Origin of the sequence: Plasticicumulans lactativorans, from assembly GCF_004341245.1 — a bacterium.
Taxonomy (GTDB): domain Bacteria; phylum Pseudomonadota; class Gammaproteobacteria; order Competibacterales; family Competibacteraceae; genus Plasticicumulans_A; species Plasticicumulans_A lactativorans.
Genome location: NZ_SLWY01000012.1, coordinates 1 through 26,816 on the forward strand (window position 1 = coordinate 1; position 26,816 = coordinate 26,816).

Genomic DNA, 26,816 nt, shown 5'->3' on the forward strand with positions numbered 1-26,816 from the left:
GCGGGCGGTAGCACGGCTGCGGTGCAAGAAGCGGATTATTCTGGGTTGCTTCAAAGAGACTGGCTTGTATTAGCTAACCATGCAGAGCTCAGTAAATAGATTTGCAATCTTCTCGGATATTTCTAGTGCCAATGTGTCTCCGGGAAGATATGGCAATCCACCAACCACGGTTAGAAACTCATTCGCCGCACTCTTTCGGTCGATTTCGCCGTTTGCGGCGAAACTTGCATAACGGAAGCCGCACTCGTGTTTTGCATCTTCTGGCGATAGTGTCCAGCATTTCTGCGCAACAAGCTTGATGTTTGATTTGATCTGTACCGCTGCATTTGCGGCTGTGTACATTCCGAATAGCGTGCGCAGTAGCGACTTTATAATGTCTGCGGGGAGATATTCGATTCCTGCATTGATGTGCTGTGCATCGCCAGCGGTTAGATTGGTGTTGCGAATGCTGTTTAAGAACCGTTTTACCTCTATAGCCGGACCTTCCGGATCTTTCGCAATCACCTCTTTAATGCAGGTTTCCAACCACGACACTAATTGAAACCCTGTTAGCTCGTTCTGATTTGGATGGGCCGCACTTGCCCAGTTGCGCATATCTCTAATGTAGTCAAGATGCTTATAACCAATATCAGAGAGGATGCCCGTCAAGTGACAACCCCGCACGAGTTCCCATTCTTCAATTTTTGATAAATCAGACTCGCCTTTTAGTTTTGTCCGCCTAGCTGGGTCAGTAACAACACTATCGTAAAAATATTCGAGATCAAATCTTGCAACCTTGGTTCTTAGGTTTACAACTGTTTCATCCCAAATGAAATTCAGGGCTGCATCAAACAAACCAGCGCCGCAGGCTGCAATGAATTTAGATAGGTAAAGAGAGTTTTGCCTACGACTACCATCAATAGCGAAAATTACATCAGGCAGGTTATTGATTACACGCTGTCGTTCCGGAACTGCCACCAGAACTTTGTCCGTAGGGAGCCCAAGTTCATTCAAGTAACTTGTCAGTGCCGTAGTGAAATGATCTACACCAGTGCTGACTTCATTCTTTGTGCTAACTATGAGTTCGTTGGCCAAGGATGGCTCCTATGGGAGTGAGATATAACTACATGTAGGCGGCCGATCGGCCGCATAAACACGCTCGCGGTCGCGGGATATTCACCGAAAAATAGCGGTCGATCAATCGCTTGACAAGACCACGCCCGGTCGTTCGCACACGCATTAGCCGGGCGGATCGCCGCACCATATTTTTAGTACGGCGATCCGTCCGCCTAACACCTATTCCAACACCTCATAAAGCACTTCACATTCAACACGTTATCGACCTGCACGATTTGTTATGCGGACCGCATTTGCCGGCGCTCACCCCGTGATCGTCGCGGCCGGCAGGACGGTCATGCCGACTCCGGATCAACCACCTTCAAGTTGTTGCCTCGATGAGTTATGCCGGAAAGGCACCCTCACCCCTGCCCCTCTCCCAGAGGGAAAGGGGCTTTGTGTCTCCGCGTCGGTGCCGCTCTCCCTCACTCAGCCCCCTCCCCCACCTCTCCGTCAGCAAACGCGAAGCGCACGCCGAGGGCTTCGCGGCGGCCGCGGACCGGGAGTTGTTCGGCGATTGACCAGCGCAGGCCGGCACCGCCGAGCGCCTGCGGGCCGGCCTGCGTGCACACGGCCTCGCTCGCGGCGATCTGCGCGCCGCGCGCCTTGGCGATTTCCATCAGGCGGCTGGCGACGTTGACGGTGTCGCCGCTGGCGGTGATGTGCTCCTGCTGTTCGCTGCCGAGGCGCGAGAACACCACGGTGCCGGCGTGCACGCCGCAGCGCGAGCCGAGCGCGGTGGCGGGCAGTTCGGCCGGGGCGACGGTGGCGAGCCAGCCGCCGAGCGTGCCGATCAGCGCCTGCGCCAGTGCCAGCGCGCGCGCGGCGTCGTCGGGCGCGGGGTCGGGAAAGCCGAACACGATCATCGCGCCGTCGCCCATGAAGGTGGCGACGAAGCCGCCGCGCGCCGAGGCCTCGCGGTGCACCAGGCCGTGGAAGGCGCGCAGCGCAGCATGCGTGCGCGCCGGGCCGAGGCGTTCGCTGAGGCCGGTGAAGCCGGCGAGGTCGACGAACACCACCGCCGCGGGGCGCTCGACCGGCTCGGCGAGGAAGTCCGGGTCGGCGGCGAGGCGTTTGGCGACGAGTTGCGACTGCAGCCGGCCGAGCGCGTCGCGGGTGCGTTCGAGCCGCTGCCGCTCGCGCCGCTCCAGCCACACGCGGCCGGTGGCGTGCAGCGCGAGCGCCGGCAGCGCGCCGGCCAGCGGCAGCGCCACCGCGAGCCACACCCCGGCGCCGGCGAGCGCGAAGTAGGCGGCGAGGCACCAGCCGGCGAGCAGCGCGCCGGCCAGCAGCAGCCCGGCGGCGAAGCCCGGCAGCGCGCTGGCGCCGACCACGAGCACCGGCAGCGCGACCGCGGCGGCGGCGTCGACGCGGCGCACCGCCTGCGTGCGCCGCAGCGCATCGCCGGCGAGCAGGTTGCCGACGCCGGTGGCGAGCACCTCGATGCCCGGCAGCGCGGCGTCGAACGGGGTCGGGAAGCGGTCGCCGCTGCCGATCACCGTGGCGCCGACCAGCACGACGCGCCCGGCCAGGCCCGCCGCCACCGCGGGATCGTGCAGCACCTGCTGCGCGCCGACGGTGCGCACGCTGCCGCGCGGGCCGTAGAAGTGCAGTGCCAGGTGCGCGCCGAGGTCGAGCGGCACCGGCCGGCCGTCGAGGCGCAGGTGGTCGGCGTCGAAGCCGACCGTCGCCGCGCCGCTGCTCGCGGCGGCCAGCACCAGCGAGGGCAGCACGCCGCCCGGCAGCGCCAGCAGCAGCGGTACGTGGCGCGGCGTGCCGCCGGCGTCGGTGGCGAGGTTGACGTGCGCCGGGTGCGCCACCGCCCGCAGCGCCGGCAGCGGCAGCAGCAGGTCGCGCGCCTGCGGCAGCACCGCGGCGGTGGTGGCGGACGGCGCGAAGGTGGTCGCGGCGGCGGCGAGGATGCCCGGCGCGCGGCCGAGTGCCGCGGCGAGCGCGGCATCGTCGGCCTCGGGGCCGGGGTCGACCAGCAGCAGATCGAGCGCGAGCGCGCGCGGGCCGGCGGCGGCGATGCGTTCGACCAGTTGCGCGAGGGTGGCGCGCGGCAGCGGGTAGCGCCCGGCGGCGGCGACGCTCGCCTCGTCGATCGCGACGATGACGAGTTCGTCGGGCGCGGCGTGCGGGCCGGCGAGTTCGCTGCGCAGGTCGAGCGTCAGCGCCTCCAGGCGGTCGAGCGCGCTCGCCGCGCCGGCGAGGTGGCGCGCGCCGAGCCAGCCGCCCCAGGCCGCGCCGGCGCAGGCGCAGACCAGGGCCAGCCGCATGGCCGCGGAAAGGCGCACCGCGGCGCCCGGCTAGCGGCCGAAGCGGCGCAGCAGCGCCTGCACGCGCGCGGCCTTCCACACCCCGGCGGCGAGCGGTGGCTCGCCGGCGCGCACCGTGGTGCCCTCATTGGGGCCGAGTTCGACGCCGGCGTCGGCGCCGCCTTCGCGTGCGCGCACCGCGACGCGCCCGCTGAGCACCAGCACGTCGGTGGCGCCGGCGGCGGCATCGACCGCCCACGCGGTGCCGCGCACCGCGGCGATCGCCTGCGGCGTGCGGATCTCGAACGGCCGCGGCGAGGCCGGCGTGAACTCCAGCAGCACCGCGCCGCGGCTGAGTTCGGCGGCGTCGGCGCGGCCGTCGCCGTCGGCGTCGCGCACCTCGACCTCGGCACCGGCGGCGGTCTCGACGGCGAGGTCCGGCCCGCAGACGAGCCGCGCGTGGCCGGCGCCGGCGTCGCGCCGCTCCAGGCGGCACAGGCCGTCGTCGGCGAGTGCCGCGGTGGCGACGAACGCGGCGGCGAGCAGCAGGCCGCGCGCGGCGGACGGGAGCGATGGGGTGCGGCTGTTCAACGCGGTTCTCCGCGGCCGGCGGGGCGGCCCGCGGCCCCGCGCAGCACGCCGGAGGGGAAAGGAAGGCGGGCGCGCTTCAGCGTAGGCGCTGCCGGCGGCGCTTTCCAAGCCGCCACGCGGGGAGGCTAGTCGATCAGCCCCTCGGCGCGCGCCACGCGGGTCAGGGCCTCTTCCATCAGCGCGCGCGCCTGCGCGGTGGTGGCGTGCAGGTAGGCGTGCAGCACGGCGTCGTCGGGGTTGCGGTGCTCGCACGCGGCGCTGTAGTCCTCGAAGGCGGCGAGGCTGTTGACCAGGTCGACCAGGTGGTGCGGGCACTCGCAGGCGAGGCTCGGGGTGGTGGCGGCGATGCGTTCGAGCGCGTCGGTGTCGTAGCGGCGCGCCGGCACGCCGCCGGCCGGCAGGCCCAGGTCGGGCGCCGGGCGCCCGGCCGGCAGCAGCGGCGCGCGCGCGCCGGCGCGGCAGGCCAGGCGCAGCTCGGCCATGCCGACCGGTGCGCGCAGCGGGGTGATGCTGGCGGTGTCGAGCCCGCGCACCGCGCCGCGGCTGCCGAAGCCGTACACCACCACGGCGTGGTGCGCGCCGCAGTGGCGGCGCAGCGCCTCGACCGCGGCGGCGGTGGCGGCGTCGACCAGCGGGTATTCGAGCACCAGCACCTGCGGCGCGAGCGCCGGCACCTCGGCCGCGAAGCGCGCCGGCTCGCGCAGGTTGGCGACCACGCTGAGCCCGACCAGTTCGGCACCGAGGCGGGCGACGCGCGCCGGCAGCGCGTTGCCGAGCACCGCCACGCGCACCGGCGCGGCCTGCCGCCCGGCCGGCTCGGCGACGGCGGCGTCGGGGCGCTCGACCAGTTCGAGCCGCTCCTGCAGTTGCGCGAGCGTGAGGCCGGCGACGGTGCCGATCGCGTGGCCGGCGTCGACCAGGCGCTTGATGATCGCCAGCCGGGCGATGTCGTCGCGGTCGTAGAGGCGGTTGCGCCCCTCCGAGCGGTTGGGGTCGACCACCGCGTAGCGGCGCTCCCACATGCGCAGGGTGACGGTGGCGATGCCGGTCAGGCGCGACACGGTGCCGATGCGGTAGAGCTGCTCGGCCGCCGGCGGCGCGGACTCGTCGGCAGGGCTGTTCATGGTGGCAGGACCTCGGGGCAGGGAGCGCCGGCCGCGCGGGCGCGGCTCAGCGGCTGAAGCGGTAGTGGCTGACGCCCCACTCGGCGCCGTCGGCGTAGCCGAACAGCTCGGCGCAGGCCATGAAGAACACGCGCCAGCGGTGCAGCCAGCGTCGCGCGTCGGCCGCGCCGTAGACCTCGCGGAACAGCGCGAGGACGGGCTCGCGCGCGGCGTCGAGCCGGGCGAGCCAGGCCTCGGCGGTGCGCCGGTAGTGGTGGCCGTCCACCGACCAGGCCTGCTCCACCTGCAGAGGCCCGCGCAGGCCCGGCAGCAGGTCGGCGGCGGGCATGATGCCACCGGTGAAGAAGTGCCGCGCCATCCAGTCGTCGCTGCCGGCGTCCTCGAACGGGTAGGTGTAGCAGCGGTGGCTGAACACGTGCACGAACAGCTTGCCGCCGGGCGCGAGCCAGCCGCCGATGCGTTCGAGCAGTGCGCGGTGGTTGCGCAGGTGCTCGAACATCTCCACCGACACCACGCGCTCGAAGCGCCGGTCGAGGCTGAAGTCGTTGATGTCGGCGGTGAGCACCTGCACGTTGCGCAGGCCGCGCGCGGCGCAGCGCGCCTCGATGTAGCGCCGCTGCGACGGGGCGTTCGACACCGCGACGATCTGCGCGCGCGGGTAGTGCTCGGCCATCCACAGCGTCAGCGAACCCCAGCCGCAGCCGAGTTCGAGGATGCGCTGGCCGTCGTCGAGCCCGGCGCGCGCGCAGCTCAGCGCGAGCATCGCGGCCTCGGCGGCGGCGAGCGTGTCGACGCCCGCCGGCCAGTGGGCGCACGAGTACTTCAGGTGCGGGCCGAGCACGTGCGCGAAGAACGCCGCCGGCACCTCGTAGTGCTGGGCGTTGGCGGTCGCGGTGGCGATCGCGATCGGGCCTGCGGCGAGCGCGGCGACGAACTGCGCGCGCGCCGGTTGCTGCCGCGCTTCGCTCGCCAGGCGCCCGGCGAGCAGCCGGCGGATGCCGGCGCGGGTGACGACGTCGGGCAGCAGCCCGCGCTCCATCAGTTCGATTGCGGTGGTGTTCACGGTGGCGGCTCCGGTGGCAGGGGCGGCGTCAGGCGTCGCGGCGGGGGGTGGATCGCGGAAACCACGGGACGAAGCGGCTGGTTTCGCGCTGGTAGGCGCGGTAGTCCTCGCCGCGGCTGGCGAGCGCCTGGCGCTCGGTGTGCGGGATGCCGGTCACGCCGAGCAGCGTGGCGAGCATCAGCGCCGGGCCGAGCAGTGCGAGCCAGACGCCCGGCCCGCCCCAGGCGAGCAGCGGGTAGGTGAACCAGTGCAGCCATTCGCAGAAGTAGTTGGGATGGCGCGAGTAGCGCCACAGCCCGGCGCGGCAGCTGCGCCCGCGCTGGGCCGGGTCGGCGCGCCAGGCGGCGAGCTGGCGGTCGGCGAGGCTCTCGCCGGTGACCGCGAGCGCCCACAGCGCGACCGCGGCGGCGAGTGCGGCGGCCGGCGGCCGGCCGGGGCTCTGCGCCACCGCCAGGAACGGCAGCGCGAACACCGCGGCGGCGAGCGCCTGCGCCTGGAAGTAGGCGAAGAAGCCGAGGCCTGCGCGCGCGCCGAACCACGCGCGCAGGCGCCGGTAGCGGCCGTCCTCGGGCTTGCCGAGCACGCGGTCGCGCAGCAGGTGCAGCGCGAGCCGCGCCGCCCAGGCACCGCCGAGCAGCGCCAGCGCGAGCCGGCGCGCCCCATCGCCGCTGCCGAGCGCGGCGTGGAGCAGCGCGAGCGCGCCCATCACCGCGGCCCAGACGGCATCGACCGCGCTCGCGTCGTGCGTGCGCTGCTGCCACGCCCAGGCGAGCAGCAGCGCCAGCGCCGCGAGCCCCCAGCCGAGCAGGAACAACGCGCCGTCGCTCACCCGTCCCTCCCCGCGCGCGCCGCGGCGCACTTCCGGCCGCGGCGGCGGTCGGTATGGCAGACCACGTCGGGAGAGCTCGCCATGCGCATCGTCATCATCGTCTGCGGAGTCCTGCTCGGGCTGCTCATGGCCGGCATCATCAGCGCCGCCGGCCAGGCCAACGTGCTGACGTCGCTGGTGGCGATGGCGCGCGACCCGTGGGGGCTGGTGACGCTGCTCGACCTCGGCGTCGGCCTGATGTTCGTCGCGGCGTGGATCGCGCTCGTCGAACCGAGCCCCCTGCGCGCGGCGGCGTGGATCGCCGCGCTGTTCGTGCTCGGCAACGTCGTCACGCTGCTGTACCTGATCTGCCACACGCCGCGGGCGCGCTCGCTGCGCGAGCTGGTGCTGCCGGCCGCCGCCAGCCGGCGCTGAACGCCCGCGGGGGCGGCGGGCCGCGCGGCGCGCATGCTCAGAGCCTCAGCTCGCGGCGGTTGTCGGGCTTGCCGAGCAGCAGCTGCACCACGCCGATGTAGCGCTCGGCGAAGCCGCCCTCGCAGTAGGCGAGGTAGAACTCCCACATCCGCGTGAAGCTGTCGGGGAAGCCGAGCGCACGCACCCGCTCGATGTTGGCGTCGAAGCGGCCGCGCCAGTGGCGCAGCGTGGTGGCGTAGTGCGGGCCGAAGTCCTCGAGGTGCAGCGCGCGCAGGTCGGTGACGCGCGCGACGGTGTCGGCGATGGCCCGCACCGAGGGCAGGAAGCCGCCGGGGAAGATGTAGCGCTGGATGAAGTCCACCGAGCGCCGCGCGCGCTCGTACTCCTGGTCGCGGATGGTGATGGCCTGCAGCAGCATCAGGCCGTCGGGCGCGAGCAGCTTCGAGCAGGCGCGGAAGTAGGTGTCGAGGTAGCGGTGGCCGACCGCCTCGATCATCTCGATCGACACCAGCTTGTCGAAGCGCCCGCGCAGGTCGCGGTAGTCCTCGCAGAGCACCGTCACGCGGTCGTCGAGCCCGGCCGCGTGCACGCGTTCGCGGGCGAGCGCGTACTGCTCGCGCGAGATCGTCGTGGTGGTGACGCGGCAGCCGTGGCGCGCCGCGGCGTGCAGCGCGAAGCCGCCCCAGCCGCTGCCGATCTCCAGCACGTGGTCGGCCGGCGTCAGCGCGAGCTTGCGGCAGATGCGCTCGTTCTTGGCGGTGGAGGCCTCGGCAAGCGTCATCTGCGGGTGCTCGAACACCGCGCACGAGTACATCATCGTCTCGTCGAGGAACAGCCGGTAGAAGTCGTTGCCGAGGTCGTAGTGCGCGGCGACGTTGGCGCGCGCGCCGTCGCGGCTGTTGGGCCTGAGCGCGTGCCAGGCCTTCAGCGCCGGCAGCGCCACCCGCGCCAGGCCGCGCTCCAGGCCGTCGAGCACCGCCTTGTTGAGCACGAACAGGCGCACCACCGCGACCAGGTCGTCGGTGCTCCAGTAGCCGGCCATGTACGCCTCGCCGACGCCGACCGTGCCGCGCAGCGCGACCAGCGTGTACAGGCGCGGGTCGTGCACCCGCACCGTGGCGTGCGGCCCCTCCCCGTCCGGATCGCCGAAGACGTGCCGCCCGGCGTGGTCGAGCACCGTCAGGCCGCCGCGCGCGAGGCCGCGGATGCGGCCGAACACGGCGTGGCGCAGCAGGCGGTCGACCAGTGCCGGGGTGGCCGGCGAGCGGGGTTCGGGCAGCACGGTGTGGTTCATCGCGGCGGCTCCTCGACGGGGGTGGAACGGGCGGGGTGATCGAACAGCGGCACGCGCTTCAGCCACAGCCGCAGCGCCTGCCAGTGGATGGCGGCGACCACCGTCAGCGTCATCAGCGGAAAGCGCAGCAGCGCGCGGGCCAGGCTGCGCGAGCCGATCGGCTCGCGCAGCAGGTTCAGCGTGGCGTCGAAGAGCTTGTCGGCACCGCGGTGGACGTCCATGTGCACGCCGAGGCGCGCACCGGGCTCATGGCAACGCCAGGCGTAGTCGAGGTCCATCGGCAGGAACGGCGACACGTGCAGGCGCTTGGCGAAGCGCTGCGGCGCCCGCGCGAGTGGACGCCCGCCGGGGTCGAGCACGTAGCAGTGGCGCTCGCCCCAGGGGAGGTTGGTGACCTCGGCCACCAGTGCCTCGACGCGCTCGCCGGCGGCGTCGAAGCAGTAATAGATGCTGATCGGGTTGAAGCAGTGGCCGGCGTAGCGCAGGTGCGTCAGCAGCCGCACCGGGCCGGCGGGGCGGCGCCCGGTCTCGCGCTCGACCAGCTCGCGCACGCAGGCGTCGAGCGGGCGCGCCGGGTCGCCGAAGTGATCGGCGCGGCTGAACCACGCCGGCGCCGGCCGCCGCGCCGACCACAGCCAGCGCCCGGCGAACACGCGGTCGAGCTCGCCGAGGTCGAGGTAGACCATGAACAGGCGGTAGCGGAAGGCGTGCGCGCGCGGCGCGAAGCGGCGGTGGCGCACCGTGCCGACGTACAGCGCGCTCGCCAGCGGGGCCGTGGCCGGCGCGTTCATGCCGCCACCCGCGTGCGGGTGAAGTCGGCGACCACGTCGAGCGCGCTGCGCACGCCGTCCTCGTGGAAGCCGTAGCCCCAGTAGGCGCCGCAGTACCAGGTGCGCTGGCGGCCGCTGATCTCGTGCCGGCGCGCCTGCGCGGCGATCGCCGCCGGGGTGAACACCGGGTGGTGGTAGGTGTAGCGCGCGATCACCTCGCGCGGGTCGATGTGCCGCGTGCGGTTCAGGGTGACGCAGAAGCGCCTGGGCGCGTCGAGCCCCTGCAGGGCGTTCATGTCATAGGTGACCGGCACGCCGTCCTGGGGTTCGGCGAGCAGGTGGTAATTCCACGCCGCCTGCGCGCGCGGCCGGCTCGGCAGCAGGCGCGCATCGGTGTGCAGCACCACGTCGTTCGCCTGGTAGGGGATCGCGCCGAGGATCTCGCGCTCGGCCGCGCTGGCGTCGCCGAGCAGGCGCAGCGCCTGGTCGCTGTGGCAGGCGAAGACCACCGCGTCGAAGGTCTCGGCCGGCGCGCCGAGCGGCTTGACCTCCACCCCGCCGCTGCGCCGGGTGACCCGCGCCACCGGGCAGCCGAGGCGGATGCGCCCGGCGAACGGCGCGACCAGCCGGCGCACGTACTCGCGCGAGCCGCCGGTCACGGTGCGCCACTGCGGCCGCCGGCTCACCGACAGCAGGCCGTGGTTGCGGAAGAAGCTGACGAAGTTGCGCGCCGGCATGCGTTCGAGCGTCGCGGTGCCGGCCGACCAGATCGCCGCCGCCATCGGCAGCAGGTAGTGCTCGCGCAGGCCGCGCCCGTAGCCGCCGGCGGCGAGCAGTTCGCCGAGCGTGGGGCCGGGCGCCGGGCCGTCGAGCACCGCCGGCGCCTCGCGGTTGAAGCGCAGGATGTCGAGCAGCATGCGGTAGAAGGCCGGGCGCAAGAGGTTGCGCCGCTGCGCGAACAACGTGTTGAGGTTGCTGCCGCCGTACTCGAGCCCGGTGCGCTCGCAGCTCACGCTGAAGCTCATCGTGGTCGGCCGCGAGGCCACGCCCAGTTCATCCAGCAGCGCGATGAAGTGCGGGTAGGTCCGGTCGTTGAAGACGATGAAGCCGGTGTCGACGGCGTAGTCGCGCCCACCGCAGCGCACGTCGACGGTGTGGGTGTGGCCGCCGATCCAGTCGGCGGCCTCGAACACCGTCAGCGCATGCTCGCGGTGCAGGCGGTGGGCGACGGTGAGGCCGGAGATGCCGCTGCCGATGATGGCGATGTTCATGGCGCCCCCTTCACAGCCCCGACTTGATGCGGCGGATCACGGCGCCGAGCACGGGCACGCGCTCGTAGATGAAGGCGCCCATGTCGAAGTAGTCGTGGTGGCGATACACGCGCTCGCCGAAGCCGAGGTGGCTCGCGCCGTCGAGCACGAGCGTCTCGCCGGGGCGAAAGCGCCGGTGGCGCAGGTGCATGGTCCACAGCACCACCGCCGTGCCGCCCTGCACCACGGTGTCGGTGTAGTCGAAGCGGCAGGCCTCGACGCCGGCGTAGAGCCGCCGGTAGTAGGCGCGCAGCGCGTCGAACCCGCGCAGCGCGTGCACCGGATCGCGGAAGTCGACGTCGGCGGCGTAGACCGCGTCGAGCCGGTCGAGGTTGTCGGCGTTCAGTTCGTTGAACGTCGCCTTGAAGCGTTCGAGGGTCGGATTCATCGCGCATCCCGTTACCGCGACGGCGCCCATGGCCGGCCGTCATGGGTACAAATATAATACGCAATGATAAATTTATCTACACAAAAACTATACGTCGACCTAGACTGAGGCTCACCACCCCGCTATGGAGACCGCCACCGTGACCGCCATCGCCCTGATCACCGGTGCCTCGGGCGGCCTCGGCCGTGCCGTGGCGCAACGCCTGCGCAGCGAGGGCTGGCGCCTCGCACTGGTCGGCCGCGACGCCCGGCGGCTCGCCGGCAGCGCGGCCGGCGACCACCTGATCGTCGCCGACGTCTCCACCGCCAGCGGCGCCCGCGAGGCCCTCGCGCGCTGCCGCGACGAGCTCGGCGTGCCGACCGCGCTCGCGCACTGCGCGGGCTCGATCCTGCTGGCACCGGCGCACCGCACCCATGCCGAGCAGTACCGCGCGGTGATGGCCGCGAACCTCGACAGCGCCTTCTTCACGCTCGCCGCCTGGGCCGAGGCACTGCGCGAGGCGCGCACGCCGGGCGCGGCAGTGCTGGTGTCGTCGGTCGTCGCACGCACCGGCGTCGGCAACCACGCGGCGGTCGCCGCTGCCAAGGCCGGAATCGAGGGGCTGGTGCGTGCCGCGGCGGCCGACTACGCCAGCGCCGGCCTGCGCATCAACGCGGTCGCCCCGGGCCTGATGGACACCCCGGCGACCGCGGCGATCGTCGGCAACGAGGTCACGCGCGCCGCCGCGGCGCGGCAGTACCCCTTCCCGCGCGTCGGTGCGGCGGATGAACTTGCCGAACTGATGGCCTGGCTGCTGTCGCCGCGTGCCGCCTGGATCACCGGGCAGGTCTGGGCCTACGACGGCGGCTTCACGGCGATCCGCCCGGTCGTGCGCTGACGCCGGGCCGGCGTTTCAGTAGGTGCGGTTCGGCGCCGCAGCACCCGCGATGCGCCAGACGCGCTCCTCCGCCGGGTACTCGTCGGACCCGGCCGGATAGGCGCGCGACAGGAGCCCCACGCCCGCGGACTGGACGGTGCGGCGGTGGTGCCACGCCAGTTCGGCGAGGAACTCGCGCGCCGTCCCTGCGGCGTACCCGTCCACCATGAGCTGCGGCGCCACGCGATCCGGTACACAGTCGCGCTCCGCGCCGGCCGCGGCAGCGGCGGACATCACCAGCACGGCCCCCAGCACCCACGCCATCGTCGACTTGATTTCACGGTTCATCGTGCCCCCCACTTTCTGCATCAACCGCGTTCGACCACTCCACTTTAACCTTTACAAAATATGTACATCAAACTTGTACAGGACAGTAAGACGAAAAATCACTGTAAATCCCCCTTTGTCATCGCTACGAAATCTATATAGCACTTCATCGGTCCCGATTACAGGCAGCCCTGTCCCCGCACCCTGTGACCCACCCTCCCGGAGGGCGCAAGGCTTGGGCATGCCAGCGAAAACCGCTACCTTTGCCGGTGCTTCACCGTGGCCGTCACCGAGGAAACCGCATGAGCCTCCGGTCCCCCCTTCCCGTCGCCCGACTGCTCGGCTGCGCGCTGCTGTGCGCAGCCGTCGTGGCGAGGGCCGACGTCACGCTGCTGCTGAACACGCGCAGCGCCGGCATCGACGGTACCGAGACCATCTTCGTGGCCGGTGAACGGCTGCGCCTCGAAACCCGCCAGGGCGACGAGCACTCGGCGATGATCTTCGACGCCACCAGCGACACGCTGACCATGCTCGATGACGAGGAGCGCGTGTACCTCGACTTCAACCGCGAGTCGGCCGAGCAGCTCGACCGCGTCCGCGACCAGCAGGTCGCGGCGCTGCAGAAGCAGTTCGAGGCGCAGCTCGCGACCCTGCCGGCCGAGGAGCGCGCCGCGCTGGAGCGCAGCCTGCACGCCGACGCGCGCCCCGGCAGCGCGCAGCGCCGCGTCGAGCGCCAGAGGCAGACGCGCACCGTCGCCGGCTTCGGCTGCCAGGTGATCGAGGTCTACGTCGAGGACGACCGCGAGCAGACGCACTGCGTCAGCGGCCGCGAGACGCTCGGGCTGTCCGAGGCCGAGTACGGCACGCTGATGCGCATGCTCGCCGCGCTCGAACGCATGGCCGGGCAGGACGCCGACGCCACGCTCGACCTCGGTGGCTTTCCGGTGCAGACGCTCGAATTCGCCGAGGGCGACGAGATCCTCACGCAGCTCAAGAGCATCCAGCGCGGCCCGGTGGCGCCGGATCGCTTCCGCGTGCCCGCCGGCTACCGCAGGCAGGAACCGCTGCCGATCCACTGAACTGCGCCGGCACCCGGAAGCCGGCGCCGGACCACACCCACGCGATGTACATCAACTACTTCGGCTTCACGCGCCCGCCCTTCGGCGACCCCGAACCCGGCGACTTCGAACCGGTGGGCGCGCAGGCCACGGCGCTCGAAACGCTGCGCGTGAGCCTCGACGACCAGGTGCGCCTGCTGGTGCTCACCGGCCCCTCGGGCACCGGCAAGACCAGCCTGCTGCGCCGGCTGATCGCCGAACAGGCCGGGCGGCGCCACTGCATCCTGTTCTGGAACGCGCACCTCGGCTTCGACGACCTGCTCAACTACCTGTGCGACGACCTCGACCTGCGCGCCCCCGGCACCTCGCGTGCCGAGCGGCTGAAGGCCCTGCGGATCGCGCTGGTGCGCGAGATCGCCGCCGGCAAGAGCCTGCTGCTGCTGCTCGACGACGCCCAGAACCTCCCCGACGAGACCCTCGAGGGCCTCGCCACGCTGCTCGACATCACCGAGGTCGGCCGCCATCCGGTGCAGGTGGTGCTGTGCGGCCAGCCGACGCTGGGCGAACGGCTCGAAGCCACGCCGCTCGGCGTCGCCCCGCGCCACCTGCGCCTGCGCACGCTGGCGCCGGACGAATGCCGCACCTTCATCGAGCGGCGCGTGCTCGCCGCCGGCCACCCCGGTGGCGTGTTCGACGCCGGCGCGATCGCCAAGATCACCGAACTCGCCCACGGCGTGCCGCGCCTGCTCAACCGCATCTGCAACCAGTCGCTGCTGCTCGCCTACCTCGGCTCGGAGCACGTGGTCACCGCCGCGCTGGTACGCGACGTCGCCGCCGACACGCCGGCCACCGAGGCGCCACGCTTCGGCGCGCCGCCACCGCCGATCGAGCCGATGCCGGCGCGGCCGGCGCTGGAAGCCGCCGAACTGCCGGCGATGCACGCCCCCGAGCACGCCGGGCACGTCGCGCACGCGGCGGTCGACGAGCCACCACCCGCGCCGCTCCCCGAGGTGCACGCCGATCCGGCCGAGATCGGCCACCGTCCGCTGCCGGTGCGCCGGCGCACCGGCGTGTACCTGAGCTTCGGCATCGGCCTGCTCGCCGCGGCGACGCTCGCGGCGTTCCGCCTCGGCTGGCTGCCGCCGGCGCTCGACGCGCCGCTGCGCGAACTGCTCGCCGCCGTCGGCGGCCCGGCACGCGGCGTGCCCGCGGCCGCGCCCGCTCACGGTGCGGCCACGGCGGGCAGCGCGCCAACGCCGGCCCCCGCAGCGGCTCCCGCGCGGCCCGTGGCCGCTGCAGCCATCGCGCCGCCGGCGAACGCCACGGCCGCCGCGTCTGCGGTCACCGCGACCCCACCGGCACCACCGGCTGCATCGCCCCACGTGCCGGCCGGACAACCCGCCGTCGTCGCGGACACCGCTCCGACCGCCCCCCCCGCCGGTACCGAGACGACCGCCGAGCGGCCCGCCGCCGCTGTGGCCACACCGGCTGCAGCCACCGCCGAAACCGCACCTGCACGACCTGCCACGGCGCCGCCGCCGGTCGCAGCGCCCGCGGTCACCGCGACCGACACGCCGGCGCCGACCGCCGCACCCGCGGCCACCCCGACGATCACGGTGATCGCGACGGCACCGGCCGCCGCCGCGACGCCGGACACCCCCGAGACCTCGCCCGCGCTCGCCAGCGCGGTGCGCGCGCTGCTCGCGCAGGCACGCAACCAGATGGCCACGCTGCGCTACACCCAGCCGCCGGGGGACAACGCGATGCAGACCTACCGCGAGGTGCTCGCGCTCGCCCCCGGCAACGACGAGGCCGAGGCCGGGCTCGCGCAGATCCGCGGCAAGTTCCAGCAGTGGGCGGCAAGCGCGCGCGCCCGCGGCGAGACCGAACGGGCGATCCGCTACCTCGGCATCGCCGCGTCGATCGCCCCCGAGGACGCCGCGCTGCGCCAGCAGCTCGACGAACTGCGCGCGCGCGGCGGCGAGGCCGCACGCCCCTGAGCGCCCCCACCCGGCGCGGCGTGCCCATCGCGGTTGACGCCGCTGCCGCGGGCGGGTAGCGTCCCCTCGCCCCGGGCAGCCGCCCGTCATCCCCGACCCGACGCCATCCCGATGCTCCGCCTGCTGCGTGTGTGCCTCGCCCTGGTGCTGACGCTCGCCGTGCCGCTGCACGCGATCGCCGCGCTCGCGCCGGTGCTGCAGCCGCACGCGCACGCCGCAGGCATGCCGGAGCACGCCCACCTCGCCCACCTGCACGCGGACGGCGTCAAGCTCCACTCGATCGCCGGCGAGGCCGACGGCGTGCCCCCCGGCACCGTGCTCGACGAGCACGACACCGGCCTCTGTGCCGCACCCGCGGCCCCCCTCGCCGCCGGCCCCGAGCTCGCCCACGACCTCGGCAACGAAGCCCCTGCCGCGCGCCCGGTGCACGCGAGCACCCACGTCCCCGAGCAACCCGTCCGCCCACCGCGGGCCTGACCCCTCGCACGCCGCAGACCGTCGCGCCGGCCCCCGGCCGCCGCGCCTGCGCGCGCCCGCCGCGCGCCTCATCCGATTCCCTGCGAGGGTGTCATGCCATTCCGAATCGCCATCGCCCTGGTGGCCGGCCTCGTCGTGCCGCGTGCCGACGCCGCCGACCTCGGGGCCCTGCTGGAGCGCGCCTGGACGCGCGATCCGCAAGCCCGCGCACTGGATGCGCGCCGCGAAGCCGCCGCCGCGCGCGGCGAACTCGCTGCCGGCTGGCTGGCCGGCCCGCCCAGCCTCGACCTCACCTTGCAAAGCGACCAGCCGACCGGTGACCGCGGTGCCCGCGAACTCGACCTCGGCGTCGAACTGCCGTTGTGGTGGTCCGGCGAACGCGCCGCGCGCGCGGCACTCGCCGAGCGCGAAGGCGACGGCGTCGAGCGCCGCGAGCGGGCGCTGCGCCTGGCCCTCGCCGGGCGGCTGCGCGAGGCCGCGTGGGCGCTGGCGCTCGCCGAGGCCGAGTTGGCGCTCGCCGAGCGCCAGGCGCGCGCCGCCGCGCAACTCACCGGCGAGGTCGAGCGCCGCGTCGCGGTCGGCGAACTCGCCGAGACCGACGCCCTGCTCGCCCGCGACGAGGCGCTGGCCGCGCGGCAGACGGTGCTGGAGCGCCAGGCGACGCGCCGCGAGGCCCTCGACGCCTGGCGCGCGCTGACCGGGGCCGACGCGTTGCCCGCGCGGCTCGACGAGCCGCCGGCCACCGCCGTCGTCGAGGACCACCCCGAGCGCCTCGCCGCACGCGCCGCCGCCGACCTCGCCGAGGCCAGGGTGCGCGTTGCCGGGCGCACGCCCGACGAGCGCCCCAGGCTCGTGATCGGCGGCAAGCGCGAGCGCGGCGCGCACGGCGAGGACTGGGACGACAGCGTCAGCATCGGCGTGTCGATCCCGCTCGGCGGCGAGCGCCTGCGCCGCGCCGAGGTCGCCGACGCCCGCGCCGAACTGCTCGATGCCGCCGCCGGCCAGGCACTCGCCGAGGAGCGCATCCCGCGCGAGGCCGATGCCGCGCGCGCCGCGCTCACGCTCGAGGAGACCCGCCTCGCCCAGGCCCGCGAGCGCCACGCGCTCGTCGGTCGCCGCCTCGCGCTGACGCAGAAGAGCTTCACGCTGGGCCAGACCGACCTGCCGACGCTGCTGCGCGTACGCGCCGACGCCGCCGCGGCCGAGGCCGCCGCCGCCCAGCAGAAACTGCGTGCCGGCCGCGCCCGCGCGCGCCTGAACCAGGCCCTGGGGGTGCTGCCATGATCCGCCTCCTCGCCTGTCTCCTCGCGCTGCTGCCGGCGCCCGCCTTCGCCCACGGCGGCGAAGACCACGGCGACGGCAAGGCCAGCGCCGCCGCGGCGGTCGTCGCCGCGCCGCGCTTCGAGACCGCCAGCGGCGACTTCCAGCTCGTCGGCATCCTCGACGCCGACGGCCACGGGCTGACGCTGTATCTCGACCGCTACGCCAGCAACGAGCCGGTCGCCGGCGCCCGCCTGGCGCTCGAAGCCGACGGCCGGCCGCTCGCCGTGGTCGACACCGGCGACGGCGTCTACCGCGTCGACGACGCCAACCTGGCCGCGCCGGGCAGCCGCGAGATCATCGCGAGCATCGACGCCGATGGCGTGCAGGACGTGCTGCTCGGCAAGCTCGCGGTCGTCGCTCCCGCGGCTACCGCACCGGCCGCCGGCGCCGGTGCGGTAGCCGGCTGGTGGTCGGTGCTCGGCGCCGCTGCCGCGGGGCTCGTCGTCGGGCTGCTGCTCGGCCGCCTGCGCGCGCCCGGGGGCGCCGCGGCGCTGGCCGGTGCCGCGCTCGTCGCCACGGCCGCATGGCAAGCGGCGCCCGCCTTCGCCCACGGCGGCGAGGACCACGGCGACGGCCAGGCCGTCGCCGCGCCCGCCGGCGCCGGCGATGCCCCGAGCCGCCTGGCCGACGCCAGCCTGTTCGTGCCGAAGCCGGCGCAGCGCCTGCTCGGCCTGCGCACGCGGCTCACTGCGAGTGGCGACACGCCGCGCACGCAGGTGCTGCCCGGCCACCTGCTCGCCGATCCCAACCGCAGCGGCCGCGTGCAGGCGACGCAGGAAGGCCGCATCGAACCGGTCGACGGCGCCTTCCCGCACATCGGCCAGCACGTCGAAGCCGGCGAGGTGCTGGCCTGGCTGGTGCCGCTGGCCGCGCGCCTCGAAACCAGCGAGCGCCAGGCCCAGCTCGCCGAACTCGACAGCCAGATCCGCCTTGCCGAACGCCGCCTCGCCCGGCTGCAGCCGCTCGCCGGCAGCGTCGCCGCCGGCGAGATCGACGCCGCGCGCACCGAGCTCGCCGGCCTGCGCGAGCGGCGCACGGCGATGGGCAGCGGGCTCGCCGCGCGCGAGGCGCTGCGCGCACCGGTCGCCGGCGTGATCAGCCACACCGCACTGGTCGCCGGGCAGCTCGCCGAGGCGCGCGAGACGCTGGTCGAGATCGTCGACCCGGCGGCGTGGTGGGCCGAGGCACGGGTGTTCGACGCCACGCTGCCGACGCGCATCGAGCGCGCCTTCGCCGAGACGCAGGACGGCCGGGCGTTCGCGCTCGAGCTGCGCGGCGTCGGCTTCCAGCGCCGTTCGCAGGGCCTGCCGATGCAGTTCCGCGTGGTCGATGCGCTCGCCGCGCCCGCGGCTGCCGACGCCCGGGGGACGGCGCAGCGGCTCGCCGGCCTCAGCGCCGGCGAGCCGCTGCGCATCCTGGTGCAGAGCCGCGAGCAGGTGCGTGGCGTGCGGCTGCCGCGCGACGCGGTGACGCGCGGCGCCAACGGCGAGCCGGTGGTGTTCGTGCAGACGGCGGCCGAGCGCTTCGTGCCGGTGCGGGTGCGCTTCGAGGCGGTCGACGGCGTCGACGTCGTCGTCACCTCCGGGCTCGCCGGCGGCGAGCGCGTGGTCACCGTGGGCGCGGCGCTGCTCGCGCAAGTGCGTTGAGGGTCGCGGCATGTTCGAACGCCTGATCAACGCCAGCCTCGCGCACCGCCTGATCGCGCTCGCGGCGGCGCTGCTGCTGCTCGTCTACGGCGCGCTGAGCGCACGCCAACTGCCGGTCGACGTGTTCCCCGACCTCAACCGCCCCACCGTGACGCTGATGACCGAAGCCGAGGGCATGGCGCCCGAGGAGGTCGAGCAACTGATCACCTTCCCGCTGGAGACGGCGATGAACGGGCTGCCCGGTGTCGGCCGGGTGCGCTCGGTGTCGGGGGTGGGGCTGTCGATCCTCTACGTCGAGTTCGCCTGGGGCACCGACCTCTACCGCAACCGCCAGCAGGTCGCCGAGCGCATGGCGGCGGTGGCGGCGCAACTGCCCGCGGGGGTGACCCCGCAGATGGGCCCGGTGACCTCGATCATGGGCGAGATCATGCTGATCGCGCTGCGCGCCGAGGGCGACGCGGTCACGCCGATGCAACTGCGCGAGACCGCCGACTGGGTGCTGCGGCCGCGGCTGCTGACCATCCCCGGCGTCGCGCAGGTGATCCCGATCGGCGGCGAGGTGCGCCAGTTCCAGGTCACCCCCGACGTCACCGCGATGGAAGACCTGGAGGTGTCGCTCGAAGCCCTCGAAGGCGCGCTGAAGGGCTTCGGCACCAACCTCAGCGGCGGCTTCATCGACCAGGGCAGCCGCGAGTACCTGATCCGCGCGCTCGGCCGTACCACCCGGCTCGAAGACCTGGCCGGGCTGGTGGTGGCGGTGCGCGACGGCCGGCCGGTGTACCTGCAGCAGCTCGCGCGGGTCGAGCTCGCCGCGCGCGTCAAGCGCGGCGATGCCGGCTTCGGCGGCCAGCCCGCGGTGATCCTGTCGGTGCAGAAGCAGCCCGCGGCCGACACCGTCAGGCTCACCGCCGCGATCGAGAGCGCGCTCGCCGAGCTCACGCGCACGCTGCCCGCGGGCGTGAAACCCGAGCGGCTGTTCCGCCAGGCGAACTTCATCGACGCCTCGGTCGGCAACGTGGTCGAGGCGCTGCGCGACGGCGCGATCATGGTCGCGGTGGTGCTGTTCGCCTTCCTGCTCAACCTGCGCACGACGCTGATCTCGCTGACGGCGATCCCGCTGTCGCTGCTGATGGCGGTGCTGGTGTTCGAGGCCTTCGGGCTTTCGATCAACACGATGACGCTCGGCGGGCTCGCGATCGCGATCGGCGAGCTGGTCGACGACGCCGTGGTCGGCGTCGAGAACGTGCTGCGGCGCCTGCGCGAGAACGCGCAGCACGCGCACCCGCGCCCGCCGCTCGCGGTGATCGCGCAGGCGACGCTGGAGGTGCGCTCGGCGATCTTCTACGCGACGCTGATCATCGTGCTGGTGTTCGTGCCGCTGTTCGCGCTGTCGGGCATCGAGGGGCGGCTGTTCACCCCGCTCGGCATCGCCTACATGGTGTCGATGCTGGCGAGCATGGTCGTCTCGGTCACCGTGACGCCGGTGCTGTGCTTCTACCTGCTGCCCGGCGCGAAGCTGATGGCGCACGGCGACAGCCCCCTGGTCACCTGGCTCAAGCGCATCGATGCGCGGCTGCTGGCGTGGTCGTTCCGCCACGCGCGCGGGCTGCTCGCCAGCGCCGTGCTGCTGGTCGCGCTCGCCGGCGGGCTGCTGCTGGCGCTGCCGCGCGCCTTCCTGCCCGCCTTCAACGAGGGCACGCTGACCGTCAGCCTGCTGCTCAATCCCGGCACCTCGCTCGCCGAGTCCAACCGCGTCGGCGCCCTCGCCGAGCGGCTGCTCCTGGCGGTGCCCGAGGTCACCGGGGTCGGCCGCCGCACCGGCCGCGCCGAACTCGACGAGCACGCCGAGGGCGTGCATTCGAGCGAGATCGACGTCGACCTCGAACCCTCGGCGCGCCCGCGCGAGGCGGTGATCGCCGACATCCGCGGCCGCCTCGCACTGCTGCCGGCGGCGGTCAACGTCGGCCAGCCGATCTCGCATCGCCTCGACCACCTGCTGTCGGGGGTGCGCGCGCAGATCGCGCTGAAGGTGTTCGGCGACGATCTCGACACCCTGCGCGACCTGGCCAGCGGGCTGGAGGCGAAGCTCAAGGCCATCCCCGGGCTGGTCGACGTGCAGATCGAGAAGCAGGTGCTGATCCCGCAGGTGCAGGTGCGGCTCGACTACGAGCGAGCGCGCGCCTACGGCGTGACCCCGGCCGCGGTCGGCGAGGCGCTGGAGACGCTCGCCAACGGCCGCGTGGTGACGCAACTGATCGAACGCGACCGGCGCTTCGACGTGGTGCTGCGCCTGGCCGAGGCCGAGCGCAGCGTCGAGCGCCTGGCCGAGCTGCTGGTGGAGACGCCGGGCGGCTGGATCCCGCTGCGGCTGGTCGCCGACGTCGCCGAGGACCTCGGGCCCAACCAGGTCAGCCGCGACGACGGCCGCCGCCGCATCGTGATCTCGGCCAACGGCGACGGCCGCGACATGGCGGCGATCGTCGCCGACATCCGCGCGCTGCTGGCGGCGACGCCGCTGCCCGAGGGTTACTTCACCGCGCTCGAAGGCCAGTTCCAGGCACAGGAGGAGGCCGCGGCGCTGATCGCACTGCTGGCGCTGGTGTCGTGCGCGCTGATCTTCCTGGTGCTGTACAGCCGCTACCGCTCGGTGACCTTCTCGGTGCTGATCATGGTCAACATCCCGCTGGCGATGATCGGCGGCGTCGCCGGGCTGTGGCTCGCCGGGCAGGTGCTGTCGGTGGCGAGCCTGGTCGGCTTCATCACGCTGGCCGGCATCAGCACGCGCAACGGCATCCTCAAGGTCAGTCACTACCTGAACCTGATGCTGCACGAGAACGAGGACTTCTCCACCGCGATGATCGTGCGCGGCAGCCTCGAACGGCTGACGCCGGTGCTGATGACGGCGCTGGTCGCCGCCTTCGGCCTGGTGCCGCTGCTGCTCGCCGCCGACGCCCCCGGCAAGGAGATCCTGCACCCGGTGGCGGTGGTGATCTTCGGCGGCCTGATCAGCTCGACGCTGCTCGACACCCTGCTGACCCCGGTGCTGTTCTGGCTGTTCGGCGAAAAACCGGCGCGGCGGCTGATCGCGCAGGCCGGCGACGAAAGCTTCTGAATCCCCCCTCGACCACGGGAGACACCCCGACCATGCGCAAGACCCTGCCAGCCCTCGCCCTGCTGCTCGCGGCCGCCGCCGCCCACGCCGATGCCGACCTGAAAGCCGTGTCGAAGCACGGCGGCACGATGATCGAAACGGCGGACGGCACGATCCTCGAAGTCACCGGCGACACCGTGTACCTCTACGAGCACGGCGGCACGCCGCTCGCCGCCACCGGCGCCAGCGGCCGCATCGTCGCCAGCGGCGGCGCGGCGATCGCCCTCGAAGCCGCCGGCGACAACCGCCTGAAGCTCGCGCAGGCGCTGCCGCCGGGCGCCCGCGCCGTGATCTCGATCAAGCTGCCGGGCCGCGCGCCGATCCAGACTCGTCTGGAAGGCCATTGAGTGTTCGCCATCCCACGCCCCCACACCTGCGCCCCCGCGGCGCAGGCCCGTCCCGGCCCCGCACCCGAGGTGACGATGAAACCCCGCCCGTCTTCGCTCACAGCCTTCGCCGCAGCCGCGCTCGGCGCGGCCTGCGCGCTCCCCGCCGGCGCCGCGCCGGACATGGCCGAGCATTGCCGGCAGATGCCCGGGATGGCCGGCTGCGAAGCCTTCCGCCTGCCCGCCGCGGCGGCGCCGGCCGCCGCGGATGCCCCGGCGATGCAGTTGCCGGGCGCCGGGCTGCCGGCGAAGCCGGCACAGCCGACGCCGGTGGTCGAGCTCAAGGACGGCGACACCTACCGGCTGCGCGCCGAGGTGGTGACGCGCACGGTCGCCGGCGCGCCGCTGCGCCTGTACGCCTACAACGGTTCGGTGCCGGGGCCGCTCCTCAAGGTGCGCCAAGGCAGCCGCGTGGCGATCGAGTTCGAGAACGCGATCGACCAGGACACCACGGTGCACTGGCACGGCCTGCGCATCGACTACCGGATGGACGGCGTGCCCGGCGTCGGCCAGCCGCCGGTGCCGCCGGGGGGACGCTTCCGCTACGAGCTGAGCTTCCCCGACGAAGGCATGTACTGGTACCACCCGCACATCCGCGAGGACTTCCAGCAGGACGCCGGACTCTACGGCAACCTCTGGGTGCTGCCCGCCGACGCGCGCGCCTACGGCCCGGTCGACCGCGAGCTCGCGCTGATCGTCGACGACGTGCTGATCGAGGACGGCCGCCAGGTGCCGTTCGGCCGCGACGCCGCCACGCATGCGCTGATGGGCCGCTTCGGCAACGTCATGCTGGTCAACGGCGACACCGACGTCCGCCTGCAGGCGCGGGTCGGCGAGACGCTGCGCCTGTACCTGACCAACGCCGCCAACGCGCGCACCTTCGCGCTGAGCTTCCCCGGCGCGCGGATGAAGCGCGTCGGTGGCGACGGCGGCCGCTACGAGCGCGACGCCGTCGTCGACACGGTGACGCTCGCCCCCAGCGAACGCGCGATCGTCGAACTCGGCTTCGACCACGCCGGCCGCGTGCCGCTGCTGCACACCACCCCCGCGCGGCGCTACGAGCTCGGCCGCATCGAGGTCGCCGCCGCCGATGCCGCACCCGGCGCCACCGAACTGCGCGAGAACGCCGACGTGCAGGCGGCGATCGCCGCGCTGGTCGAGCGCTTCGGCGACGCGCCACCCGCGCACGTGCTGTCGATGCACGTCGAGCGCGCCGGCGCCGCGGCCGGCCACGCCATGGACCACGCGGCGATGGGCCACGGCGGCCCGGCGCCGATCGAGTGGGAGGACGCGATGGGTGCGGCCAACGCCGCCGCGACCTCGGCCGACACCCGCTGGGTGCTGCGCGACGAGGCCGGCGGCGCCGAGAACATGGACGTGCGCTGGACCTTCAGGCGCGGCGAGCCGGTGAAGATCCGCCTGCGCAACCCGGCCGGCGGGCTGCACCCGATGCAGCACCCGATCCATTTCCACGGCCAGCGCTTCGTCGTGCTCGCGGTCGACGGCAAGCCCGTCGACAACCACGTGTGGAAGGACACGGTGCTGGTGCCGGCGGGTTCGGCGGTCGACATCGTGCTCGACCCGAGCAACCCGGGCGAATGGATGGCGCACTGCCACATCGCCGAACACCTGAGCTCGGGGATGATGATCGGCTTCCGCGTCGAGTAGCCGACAGCCCCGCGCGTCCGGCAGGGATGCCGGACGGTACTGCCACAGGAGACATCCGAACCCACCGCCCGGGAAAGCGGGCGGCCCCGAACCGCCCGAACGCTACGAGAGGTCTCGCTCATGAACGCAGTCACCCGGTTTTCCCACGCGCTCCTCGTCGTCGGCCTGGCCGCGAGCCTGAACGCCGGCGCGCAGCAGGCGCCGCAGGACCCGCATCACCCCGATCAGGCCGCGACGCCGGCGGCACCCGCCACCCCCGCACCGGCCCCGGACCCGCTGCTCCAGCAGATGCAGCAGCGCATGGAGAAGATGCAGGTCCTGATCGACCAGCTCGAAAAAACCCAGGACCCGGCCGAACGCCGCCGCCTGCTGGACGAGCACCGGCGGGAGATGCGCGAAGGCATGCGCACGATGCGCGAGCTGGCGGGCCGGCCCGGCATGCCGATGGGGGGTATGGGCATGATGGGCCCCGGCGGGATGGCGCCGCCGCCCGCCGCAGCACCGGGCGGTGCCCAGGCCCCCGCTGGCGCTCAGGCGCCGGGCGCCGGCTCGGGCGGCATGATGGGAGGCGGCATGATGGGCGGTGGCATGGGCGGCGGGATGATGATGGACCCGTGCGGGATGATGGGCGGCGCCATGCTGCAGCGCCAGCAATGGATGGAGCAGCGCATGGACATGATGCAGCGCATGCTGGAGCAGGTGATCGAGCGCGAGCCGACACAGCCGGGCCCGCCCAAGCCGTGAGCCGGCCCGCGATGCGCCCGCTCGCCGCGCTCGCGGCGGCGGCGGCCTTGCTCGGGCTCGCCGACGCGACGGCCGGCACGGTCTACACCGCCGACGAGCGCGGCGCCTCGATCAGCGCGATCGACACCGGCAGCGGTGAGGTGCGCACCGCCCCGCTGCCGGTCGCACCGCACAACGTGCAGATCGCTCCCGACGGCAGGCGTCTGTTGCTGACCGGCATGCCGACCGCCCCCCACGGCGGCCACGCCGGGCACGCCGCGGGCGGTCGCCTGCTGCTGCTCGACGCGGACTCGCTCGCGGTCGGCGCGGACATCGTCCTGGGCGGCCATCCGGGCCACGTCGTCACCGATGCGGTCGGCGGCACCGCGTATGTCACCGACGCCGCCGCCGACCGCGTGCTGCTGGTCGACCTCGCGGCGCGGCGGGTGGACGGCGCGATCCCGACCGGTGCCTACCCGCACGGCCTGCGCGTGAGCCCCGACGGCCGCGAGCTGTACGTCGCCGACGTCAAGGGCGGCACGGTCACGGTGATCGATCTCGCGACCCGGACGCGCGTCGCCAGCATCCCGGTCGGCAAGGCGCCGGTGCAGGTCGGCTTCGCGCCCGATGGCCGCAAGGCCTACGTGTCGCTGCGCGACGACGATGCGGTCGCCGAGATCGACACCGCCACGCGCGCGGTCACCGCCAGGATCGGGGTCGGCCGCAAGCCGATCCAGGTCCACGCCACGCCCGACGGACGCAAGCTGTACGTGGCCAATCAGGGCACCGCGGCGCAGCCCGACGACCGCGTTTCGGTGATCGACCTCGGCGCGTGGCGGGTCGTCGCGACGCTGAACTCGGGCCGCGGCGCGCACGGCGTGGTCGCCGCCGCCGGGCGCGCCTGGATCAGCAACGTCGAAGACAGCAGCGTCGCCGAGATCGACACCGCGAGCGATCGCGTGCTGAAGCGCTACCCGGTCGGCCGGGGGCCGAACGGCATCACCTACCGGCCCTGAAACCCCACGCGGCGCTGCCCCCGGTGCCCCGTCGGCACCGGGGGCAGCGCCCCATCCATCGAGCCCCCGTGCGCGGCTCGTCGCAGGAGTCCGATCATGAATCCACAACGTACCGATCCCCCCATACGCCCCCCGTCACCCTCACGCTCGAACGCGGTGCTGCTCGGTTTTCTGGTGATCATCGGCTTCTTCCTGATCGCCGAGCACCGCGCCCACCTGCTCGGCATCCTGCCCTGGCTGCTGCTGCTCGCCTGCCCCCTGATGCACCTGTTCATGCACCACGGCCACGGCGGTGCGCATGCATCGCACCATGACGCGGTGCACGACAAGGCGAAGACGCCGGAGACGGAGGACAAGCCATGAACCACGCCGACGCGCCGGCCTACGGGCTGTGGACCCTGGTCGTCATCAACTCGCTGGTGTTCATCCTGTTCGCCTTCAGTTTCACCAAGCCGAAGACGGCGCGCGACTGGCGCTCGCTGGGAGCCTTCTCGGCCTTCATCGTCGCGCTGTTCACCGAGATGTACGGCTTCCCACTGACGATCTACCTGCTGTCGGGCTGGCTCACCAGCCGCTTTCCCGGCGTCGATTTCAGCTCGCACGATGGCGGGCACCTGCTGGAGATGGCGTTCGGCTGGCGCGGCAACCCGCACTTCGGCCCCTTCCACCTGCTGAGCGCGGTGTTCATCGCCGGCGGCTTCTGGCTGCTGGCGGCGGCCTGGCAGGTGCTGTACGCGGCCCAGCGCCAGCACCGGCTCGCGACGACGGGGCCGTACCGTCACCTGCGCCACCCGCAGTACGCCGGCTTCGTGCTGATCATGTCCGGCTTCCTGCTGCAGTGGCCGACGCTGCCGACGTTGGTGATGTTCCCGATCCTGGTGTTCGTCTACGTGCGCCTGGCGCGGCGCGAGGAAGCCGATGCCCTGGCCGCCTTCGGCGCCGACTACACCGCCTACGCCGCCAGGACGCCGGCCTTCATCCCCGACGCTGCGGCGCTGTGGAACGCCCGCAAAACACCGCGACGGCCCTGAGTCCGGATGACGATGTTC

25 protein-coding genes are annotated in these 26,816 nt (G+C 73.1%); 14 read left to right on the plus strand and 11 right to left on the minus strand.

The window, feature by feature from the left end; all coding sequences use genetic code 11:
- Positions 1 to 69: 69 nt before the first annotated feature.
- The 6 genes from EV699_RS11565 to EV699_RS11590 form a co-directional block, all read right to left on the minus strand.
- Positions 70 to 1,074, minus strand: a complete 1,005-nt coding sequence (locus EV699_RS11565) for a hypothetical protein (protein ID WP_243662644.1) — start codon at positions 1,072 to 1,074, stop codon at positions 70 to 72.
- A 446-nt stretch (positions 1,075 to 1,520) separates the two neighbouring features.
- Positions 1,521 to 3,374: a CHASE2 domain-containing protein gene (locus EV699_RS11570; RefSeq protein WP_132542839.1), complete on the minus strand. Its 1,854-nt coding sequence runs from the start codon at positions 3,372 to 3,374 to the stop codon at positions 1,521 to 1,523.
- A 30-nt stretch (positions 3,375 to 3,404) separates the two neighbouring features.
- Complete coding sequence (locus tag EV699_RS11575; RefSeq protein ID WP_165904111.1) at positions 3,405 to 3,944, minus strand: FecR family protein; 540 nt, start codon at positions 3,942 to 3,944, stop codon at positions 3,405 to 3,407.
- A 125-nt stretch (positions 3,945 to 4,069) separates the two neighbouring features.
- Positions 4,070 to 5,068, minus strand: a complete 999-nt coding sequence (locus tag EV699_RS11580) for a MerR family transcriptional regulator (RefSeq protein ID WP_132542843.1) — start codon at positions 5,066 to 5,068, stop codon at positions 4,070 to 4,072.
- Between the two features lie 46 nt (positions 5,069 to 5,114).
- Positions 5,115 to 6,107: an SAM-dependent methyltransferase gene (locus EV699_RS11585; RefSeq protein ID WP_132543085.1), complete on the minus strand. Its 993-nt coding sequence runs from the start codon at positions 6,105 to 6,107 to the stop codon at positions 5,115 to 5,117.
- 52 nt (positions 6,108 to 6,159) lie between these two features.
- The gene (locus EV699_RS11590; protein WP_132543087.1) at positions 6,160 to 6,945 is read right to left on the minus strand and encodes a DUF1295 domain-containing protein; all 786 of its coding nucleotides are present in this window, start codon (positions 6,943 to 6,945) and stop codon (positions 6,160 to 6,162) included.
- 96 nt (positions 6,946 to 7,041) lie between these two features.
- Here EV699_RS11590 and EV699_RS11595 point away from each other — a divergent pair, with 96 nt between their 5' ends.
- Positions 7,042 to 7,374, plus strand: a complete 333-nt coding sequence (locus tag EV699_RS11595) for a DUF1475 family protein (protein ID WP_132542845.1) — start codon at positions 7,042 to 7,044, stop codon at positions 7,372 to 7,374.
- 37 nt (positions 7,375 to 7,411) lie between these two features.
- Here the strand turns inward: EV699_RS11595 and EV699_RS11600 are convergent, their stop codons facing one another.
- From EV699_RS11600 to EV699_RS11615, 4 genes are read right to left on the minus strand one after another with little or no spacing between them, the layout of a single operon-like run.
- Positions 7,412 to 8,668 carry an SAM-dependent methyltransferase gene (locus tag EV699_RS11600; protein WP_132542847.1) on the minus strand — a complete coding sequence of 419 codons (1,257 nt, stop codon included), beginning with the start codon at positions 8,666 to 8,668 and terminating at the stop codon, positions 7,412 to 7,414.
- Positions 8,665 to 9,459: a DUF1365 domain-containing protein gene (locus EV699_RS11605; protein WP_132542849.1), complete on the minus strand. Its 795-nt coding sequence runs from the start codon at positions 9,457 to 9,459 to the stop codon at positions 8,665 to 8,667. The genes EV699_RS11600 and EV699_RS11605 overlap by 4 nt, the downstream gene beginning before the upstream one ends.
- A complete protein-coding gene (locus EV699_RS11610) occupies positions 9,456 to 10,709 on the minus strand; it encodes an NAD(P)/FAD-dependent oxidoreductase (protein ID WP_132542851.1) in 1,254 nt (417 codons plus the stop codon). The genes EV699_RS11605 and EV699_RS11610 overlap by 4 nt, the downstream gene beginning before the upstream one ends.
- 10 nt (positions 10,710 to 10,719) lie before the next feature.
- The gene (locus EV699_RS11615) at positions 10,720 to 11,136 is read right to left on the minus strand and encodes a nuclear transport factor 2 family protein (protein WP_132542853.1); all 417 of its coding nucleotides are present in this window, start codon (positions 11,134 to 11,136) and stop codon (positions 10,720 to 10,722) included.
- Between the two features lie 139 nt (positions 11,137 to 11,275).
- Here EV699_RS11615 and EV699_RS11620 point away from each other — a divergent pair, with 139 nt between their 5' ends.
- The gene (locus tag EV699_RS11620) at positions 11,276 to 12,013 is read left to right on the plus strand and encodes an SDR family NAD(P)-dependent oxidoreductase (RefSeq protein ID WP_243662645.1); all 738 of its coding nucleotides are present in this window, start codon (positions 11,276 to 11,278) and stop codon (positions 12,011 to 12,013) included.
- 15 nt (positions 12,014 to 12,028) lie between these two features.
- On the opposite strand, the gene EV699_RS11625 is transcribed toward EV699_RS11620, so the two are convergent.
- Positions 12,029 to 12,340, minus strand: a complete 312-nt coding sequence (locus EV699_RS11625) for a hypothetical protein (protein WP_132542857.1) — start codon at positions 12,338 to 12,340, stop codon at positions 12,029 to 12,031.
- Positions 12,341 to 12,621: 281 nt separating this feature from the next.
- Here EV699_RS11625 and EV699_RS11630 point away from each other — a divergent pair, with 281 nt between their 5' ends.
- From EV699_RS11630 to EV699_RS11685, 12 genes are all read left to right on the plus strand, one after another.
- Entirely contained in the window at positions 12,622 to 13,398 is a 777-nt protein-coding gene (locus tag EV699_RS11630; protein ID WP_132542859.1) for a DUF4412 domain-containing protein, read from the plus strand.
- 44 nt (positions 13,399 to 13,442) lie between these two features.
- The gene (locus EV699_RS11635) at positions 13,443 to 15,377 is read left to right on the plus strand and encodes an AAA family ATPase (RefSeq protein ID WP_132542861.1); all 1,935 of its coding nucleotides are present in this window, start codon (positions 13,443 to 13,445) and stop codon (positions 15,375 to 15,377) included.
- Between the two features lie 111 nt (positions 15,378 to 15,488).
- A complete protein-coding gene (locus EV699_RS11640) occupies positions 15,489 to 15,854 on the plus strand; it encodes a hypothetical protein (protein WP_132542863.1) in 366 nt (121 codons plus the stop codon).
- 93 nt (positions 15,855 to 15,947) lie between these two features.
- Positions 15,948 to 17,138 carry a TolC family protein gene (locus EV699_RS11645; protein ID WP_132542865.1) on the plus strand — a complete coding sequence of 397 codons (1,191 nt, stop codon included), beginning with the start codon at positions 15,948 to 15,950 and terminating at the stop codon, positions 17,136 to 17,138.
- Positions 17,135 to 18,823 carry an efflux RND transporter periplasmic adaptor subunit gene (locus EV699_RS11650; RefSeq protein ID WP_132542867.1) on the plus strand — a complete coding sequence of 563 codons (1,689 nt, stop codon included), beginning with the start codon at positions 17,135 to 17,137 and terminating at the stop codon, positions 18,821 to 18,823. Before EV699_RS11645 ends, EV699_RS11650 begins: the two co-directional genes overlap by 4 nt.
- 10 nt (positions 18,824 to 18,833) lie before the next feature.
- Entirely contained in the window at positions 18,834 to 21,935 is a 3,102-nt protein-coding gene (locus tag EV699_RS11655) for an efflux RND transporter permease subunit (RefSeq protein ID WP_132542869.1), read from the plus strand.
- A 32-nt stretch (positions 21,936 to 21,967) separates the two neighbouring features.
- On the plus strand, positions 21,968 to 22,321 hold the full coding sequence (locus EV699_RS11660; protein WP_132542871.1) for a hypothetical protein: 354 nt from the start codon (positions 21,968 to 21,970) through the stop codon (positions 22,319 to 22,321).
- Between the two features lie 75 nt (positions 22,322 to 22,396).
- A complete protein-coding gene (locus EV699_RS11665; protein ID WP_132542873.1) occupies positions 22,397 to 24,028 on the plus strand; it encodes a multicopper oxidase family protein in 1,632 nt (543 codons plus the stop codon).
- A 120-nt stretch (positions 24,029 to 24,148) separates the two neighbouring features.
- Positions 24,149 to 24,772, plus strand: coding sequence for a hypothetical protein (locus EV699_RS11670; protein WP_132542875.1), 624 nt, complete (start codon positions 24,149 to 24,151; stop codon positions 24,770 to 24,772).
- 11 nt (positions 24,773 to 24,783) lie between these two features.
- Entirely contained in the window at positions 24,784 to 25,767 is a 984-nt protein-coding gene (locus tag EV699_RS11675; protein ID WP_132542877.1) for a YncE family protein, read from the plus strand.
- A 96-nt stretch (positions 25,768 to 25,863) separates the two neighbouring features.
- Positions 25,864 to 26,130, plus strand: coding sequence for a DUF2933 domain-containing protein (locus EV699_RS11680; protein WP_132542879.1), 267 nt, complete (start codon positions 25,864 to 25,866; stop codon positions 26,128 to 26,130).
- Entirely contained in the window at positions 26,127 to 26,798 is a 672-nt protein-coding gene (locus EV699_RS11685) for a methyltransferase family protein (protein WP_132542881.1), read from the plus strand. The genes EV699_RS11680 and EV699_RS11685 overlap by 4 nt, the downstream gene beginning before the upstream one ends.
- The last annotated feature ends 18 nt before the right edge of the window (positions 26,799 to 26,816 follow it).